Annotated in this window: 5 protein-coding genes; 4 read left to right on the top strand and 1 reads right to left on the bottom strand. The window is 72.2% G+C overall.

The window, feature by feature from the left end; genetic code table 11:
• Nucleotides 1-1,978, bottom strand: a 1,978-nt coding sequence (locus tag WA805_RS06675) for a CoA transferase (protein ID WP_425241894.1), incomplete at its 3' end; no start/stop codon positions are given.
• Between the two features lie 134 nt (nt 1,979-2,112).
• On the opposite strand from WA805_RS06675, the gene WA805_RS06670 reads away from it, so the two are divergent.
• From WA805_RS06670 to WA805_RS06655, 4 genes are all read left to right on the top strand, one after another.
• Complete coding sequence (locus WA805_RS06670) at nt 2,113-3,486, top strand: 3-oxoacid CoA-transferase (RefSeq protein WP_425241893.1); 1,374 nt, start codon at nt 2,113-2,115, stop codon at nt 3,484-3,486.
• A gap of 9 nt (nt 3,487-3,495) precedes the next feature.
• Nucleotides 3,496-4,806, top strand: a complete 1,311-nt coding sequence (locus WA805_RS06665; protein ID WP_422289119.1) for a DUF445 domain-containing protein — start codon at nt 3,496-3,498, stop codon at nt 4,804-4,806.
• A 19-nt stretch (nt 4,807-4,825) separates the two neighbouring features.
• Nucleotides 4,826-5,095, top strand: coding sequence for a hypothetical protein (locus WA805_RS06660; RefSeq protein WP_422272735.1), 270 nt, complete (start codon nt 4,826-4,828; stop codon nt 5,093-5,095).
• Nucleotides 5,096-5,237: 142 nt separating this feature from the next.
• A partial coding sequence (locus WA805_RS06655; RefSeq protein WP_425241892.1) for a hypothetical protein occupies nt 5,238-5,502 on the top strand: 265 nt, incomplete at its 3' end.

Here is a 5,502-nt window from a genome sequence, read left to right as displayed (position 1 = left end):
CAAACGCGTCGTCGAGCGCCGCCTCCAGGGCCGCTCCGGTGCGGCGCGCGAGTTCCGGCTGCCGCGTCACGGCCGCCAGGGCAGGGATGTCCTCAGGCCGGGCGGCGAGGAAGAACCACCGGTCGGCCGCCCGGTAGTAGCGCTGCAGCGGGCTCTCGCCGAGCGCAAAGTAGCCACGCGGCTCGCCCGGCCGGTAGCCAGGGAAGTCGAACATGAACAGCGCCTGGTGGTAGGTCGCGGACTGGACGAGCGAGGCGCTGGCGAGCTGGCCGCGGCCGGTCGACTGGCGATGGTAGAGCGCGAGCGCCGTCGCGAACGCGCCGAGGATGCCGGTGCCGATGTCGACGATGTTGTACGGGCCGAGCACCGAGGGCAGCTCGGTGCGCTCCATGATCCCGGTCACCGCCTGGCCCTGGCGCTCCCAGCCGCGCCACCCTGTCCACGGTCCGCCGAGGCCGTAGCAGCTGATCGAGGTGTAGACGAGGTCCGGCCGGCGTGCCAGGACTTCGTCGGAGCCAATCGTCAGCCGCCCGGCGGTGCCGGGCGAGAAGTTCTCGAGCACTACGTCGGCGTGCTCCACCAGCCGCCAGTACACCTCCTGGCCTGCCAGCGTGCCGAGGTCGAGGAGCAGCGACTCCTTGCCCCGGTTGAGGTACCCTCCCACGCCGGCCGCGGGGCTCCCGATCTTCAGCACGCTCGCGCCGAACTCCGCGAGGATCCGGCCGCACGTCGGCCCCGCGAGCGCCAGGCCCAGGTCCAGCACGCGGATCCCGCTGAGCGGCTGGGACAGCGCCACTTCCGGCTCAGATCCGGCGGATGGCGCGGAGCCGGGGCCGGGAGCGGGGCGGGCCGGCTCGCCGTCGAGCTCAGCGAGGACGGCATCGGTGTCCGCCCCGGCCAGGCGGCGCGGCCGCAGCGAAGGATCAGGGAACTCGCTCAGCGCGACAGGCAGCCCCGCGCACCAGATGGCGCCGAGCTCGGGATCGGTCACCGGGGCGACCGCGTGCGTCCGGCGGGCGTGCTCGGTGCCGATCCACTCGGCGGGTGTCCTGACGAACCCGATGGCGGCGCCGGCGGCGTTGCCGATTTCCTCCCATTCCGCGGCCGTGCGGGTCAGGAACTCCGCCCGCAGCGCGGCGTGCAGGCGCTCGTTGACCTCGGGGCGCGCGTTGCTCGTGAGGTCGAGCAGCTCGGGGTCGAAGCGCCCGAGCAGGCCCGCGGCGCGGGCGAACCAGGACAGGTGGCGGGCGCTCGAGGTGTCGAACTGGACGTACCTGCCGTCCAGGCAGCGGAACGCGCCCGCGCCGCGCCCGTGAATGGGCCTCGGCGGCCGGAGCCCGCGCTCGTTCACGTAGGCGCCGCTGTGCCCGATGAGGGTGAACATCGCGTCGAACAGCGGCACCTCGACACGCTGGCCGCGCCCGGTGCGCCGCCGCGCGATCAGCGCCATCACGATGCTCACGCCCGCCAGGTACGCGGCGAAGCTCGAGGCGAGCGGCAGGGCCGAGTACGCGGGCCGTTCCCAGTCCCAGCCCACCGGCTCCTCGCCGGGCCGCGGTTCGCAGTTGGCCGTCGCGGCGGCGATGACGCCCTCATAACCGCGCAGGCGAGCGCGCGGGTCGTCGGCGCCGAAGCCCGGCAGCGAGCACGTGATGAGGGCGGGGTGCTGCTGCCTGATCGCGTCGAGGTCGAGCCCGAGCCTGGTCAGCACTCCAGGCCGGAAGTTTTCGATCACGACGTCGGCGCTGGCCGCGAGGCGGCGCGCCGCGGCGAGGTCGCCCGGTCGCTTCAGGTCCAGGATCGCGCGGCGCTTGCCACGGTTGAGGAACGCGTCCGCGACACCGGCCATGCGCGGGCCGCCAGGCGGGTCGACGTGGATGACGTCGGCGCCCTGGTCGGCGAGCAGCACGGCTGTCAGCGGCCCGGCCACGTACTGGCCGAAGTCGACGACCCGGAGGCCTGCCAGCGGACCCGTCATGTCGATGTCCTCCTCGGTGAGTCTTCCCTAACGATCTTCGCGGCAGCAGGTCCCCGATGGAATAGGCCGCGAAGATCCGGTCCCGGCTGGACGGCGCCGCGTCGCTGCCAGAAGATCGGATCGAGGAGAGTGCGATGGACAAGGTTGCGACTAACGCCGCTGACGCCGTAGCCGACATCGATTCGGGGAGCGTCATCGGGATCGCCGGGTTCGGCGTCATCCACGGGTTCCCTGTCGAGCTCACCGCGGCGGTACGCGCGCGGGAACTGCGCGACCTCACGATCGTCTGCAACTCCCTCGGCCGGGATCCCGCGCATCCCGTCTCGATCGTGCAGGCCGGCCAGGCGAGCCGGCTCATCGCCGCCTTCTCGGCCCGCGCGGGCGGTGTCGCGGGCGCCGCCGCGGCACTGAGCCCGGTTCCGCTCGACGTCGAGCTGGTACCGCAGGGCATCCTCGTCGAGCGGCTCCGCGCTGTCGCGGCGGGGATAGGAGCCTTCTACAGTCCAGTCGGCCAGGACACCGTCATCACCGGCGGCAAGGAGCGCCGCGCGTTCGGCGGGCAGACCTACGTCCTCGAATCCCCGCTGCACCTGGACTACGCCCTCATCTACGCCCGCAAGGCGGACCGTGCGGGCAACGTCTCGTTCCGCGGCACGAGCCAGAACTTCGGACCGAGCTTCGCGAAGGGCGCGAGGGTCGTCATCGTCGAGGTCGACGAGCTCGTCGAGGTCGGTGAGCTCGCGCCTGGCGAGGTGGACCTGGCCGGCATCTTCGTGGACCGGGTCGTCCAGCGTGCGGAGAAGGCCGAGCCGCTGTGGCGGGTCGCGCGCGAGACGGCCGAGGCACGCACGTATCTGGGGCGCCCGGGCCGGACCGCGGCGCAGCTCGCCGAGCGGATCGCCGGCCTGCTGCCCGAGGGCAGCTACGTGAACCTCGGCGTCGGCCTCCCGACGATGGTCTCCGACCACCTCGACGGCCGCGACGTCGTCCTGCATGCCGAGAACGGCGTCCTCGGCTACGGGACGCGCCTCGCCCCGGAGGACGCCGACCCCGACTATTACAACGCCGGCGCGGAACCGGTCTCACTCCGTCCTGGCGCGGCCGTCTTCGACTCGACGGAGGCGTTCGAGATGGCCCGTTCCGGCCGGCTCACCGCGGTCGTGCTCGGCGCCTTCCAGGTCGACGGACGAGGCTCTTTCGCGAACTGGACGACGCCCCAGATGGGCGGCGGCGCCATCGGCGGCGCGATGGACCTGCTCGTCAAGCCTGGCAGGCTCATCATCGCCATGTGGCACTGCGAGCGCGCTGGCCAGCCGAAGATCGTCAACGCGTGCCAGTACGACGTCACCGGGACCGAATGCGTCGATCTCATCGTCACTGACCTGGCGGTCATCGAGCGCGATGGCCGCGGACTCGTGCTGCGCGAGTGCGCGCCCGGCTTCGAGCCGGCGGACATCGCGCGGCTCACTGAGGCGCCGCTCGTCGTCGATCTCTGGACGGTACCGTGAGGTGTGCCCGTGACAACCTCTTCCACCGAAACGCCGGTAACCGCGCGGACCACCGCCGCGCCGGTCTCCGGGCTGGAGCGGGAGTCGGTCGAGCTGCGTGCGCGCCGCCTGGCGGCGGCCCGCCGCCGGGCCACCGCGCTGCTCGTAGCGGTGACTGCCCTGTTCATCGGGGTGACCGCGGCCCGCTGGCACGGGACGTTCGCCGGCTACGTGCAGGCCGGCGCCGAGGCGGCCATGGTCGGCGGTGTCGCGGACTGGTTCGCGGTGACCGCGCTGTTCCGCCACCCGCTGGGGCTGCCCATTCCGCACACCGCGGTGATCGTCGAACGCAAGGACCGGTTCGCCGCCACGCTCGGGCAGTTCGTCCAGGAGAACTTCCTGAACGCCGACGTGCTCACCGAGCGGCTGCGCGCCGCCAAGGTCGTTCCCCGGCTCGCTGCCTGGCTGGCCGACGAGGACAACGCCGCCCGGTTCGCCGGGCACGCCGCTGATCTGGTGGTCACGGCGGCCGAAGCGCTGCGCGACGAGGACGCCCAGCGCATCCTCACCGGCGAGCTGACCCGTGCCGTGGACTCCCTCGACGTGGCGCCGCTGGCCGGGCGGCTGGTGCGGGCCCTCATCGCGGAAGGGCACCACGCCGAGCTGTTCAACGGCATCCTGTCCGGCGTGGACCACTATCTCGAGGAGCATTACGAGGAGCTCCGCGACCGGTTCGAGATCGAGGCGCCCCGCTGGGTGCCGGACCTGGTGTACCGGCGGGTCTACGACCGCATCTACACCCGGCTGCGCGAGCGGCTGGCGGCGATGGCCGCCGATCCCGACGACGAGACCAGGCAGAAGTTCGAAGAGTGGATCGCCGGGCTGCCTGATCGCCTTGAGACGTCGCCCGAGCTGCGCGAGCGCGGCGAGCGCATCAAGCGCGAAGTGCTGGGCAGCGCGGGACTGCGGGACTGGTCGTCGGCGCTGTGGAAGAACGCGAAGGAGACCATGCGCGTTCAGGCTGCCGACCCGGAGTCCGAGCTACGCCATCGGATGACCGGCGCGCTGACGGCGGTCGGCAGCCGCCTCGGATCGGATCAGCGGCTTCAGGAGGGCCTCGACCGGATGATCGAGTCGGGAACCAGGGCGCTCGCCGACCAGTTCCATGACGAGCTCGCCGGCCTGGTCACGGGCACCATCGAGCGCTGGGACGCCACGCAGACGGCGACCCAGCTGGAGCTGCTGCTCGGCCGCGACCTGCAGTTCATCCGCATCAACGGCACAGTGGTCGGGGCCGGCGTGGGCCTGATCCTGCACGCCATCGCCATGGCGCTGGCCTGACTCGGGGCGGCGTACCGGCATGGGCGAGCGCGGGAGGGTGACGTCGATCGGCGAGCGGGTCCGCCAGGTGCATCTGGATCATTACTGCCCTGGCGGCGCCGGGCTGCCGGTGACCGGCTCCGGCCCGATCGGCCTTGTCGTTCCTGACGCCAGCCCCGCCGGGTGGGACAGCAACTCGGCGCATGCGGCCGGGCAGTGCTGCGGCCGTTGCGATCAGCCGATGACGCCGCGTCAGGATGTCCGCAGGCGCGCGGGCGGGTCCTGGGTGCATGAAGCCTGCCCGGGCTAGCTGTCGTCTGGGGCAAGCGGCACCTCGACAGAGAAATCACCCACGGCGGAGGAGACGCGGGCCGTCTCGCCTCTGGAGCCTGGATGAGGCGGCGTGATGTCCTGACGGGAAGGCAGCACACCATGGCCAAAACGGAACACACATGACCGGGTGGCCGGCCCAGCCGGTGATCTACGAGATCGACACGGCCGTCTGGCTGAGTGACCTGTCCCGGGCGGCCGGGCAGCTGGTCACCCTGGCCGGCGTGACGGGATCAGACTGGGACGCGATCACGCCGGACGGCGCCAACGCGGTCTGGCTGATGGGCGTGTGGGAGCGCAGCCCGGCCGGGCTGGCCCTGACCAACGCGAACCAGGAGCTCCAGGCGTCGTTCCGCGAGGCCCTGCCTGACCTGCGGCCCGAGGACG

Origin of the sequence: Trebonia sp. (assembly GCF_049794275.1) — a bacterium.
Taxonomy (GTDB): Bacteria; Actinomycetota; Actinomycetes; order Streptosporangiales; family Streptosporangiaceae; genus Trebonia.
The sequence above is the reverse complement of the archived record's forward strand: the minus strand, read 5'-3'. Positions and strand labels throughout refer to the sequence as shown.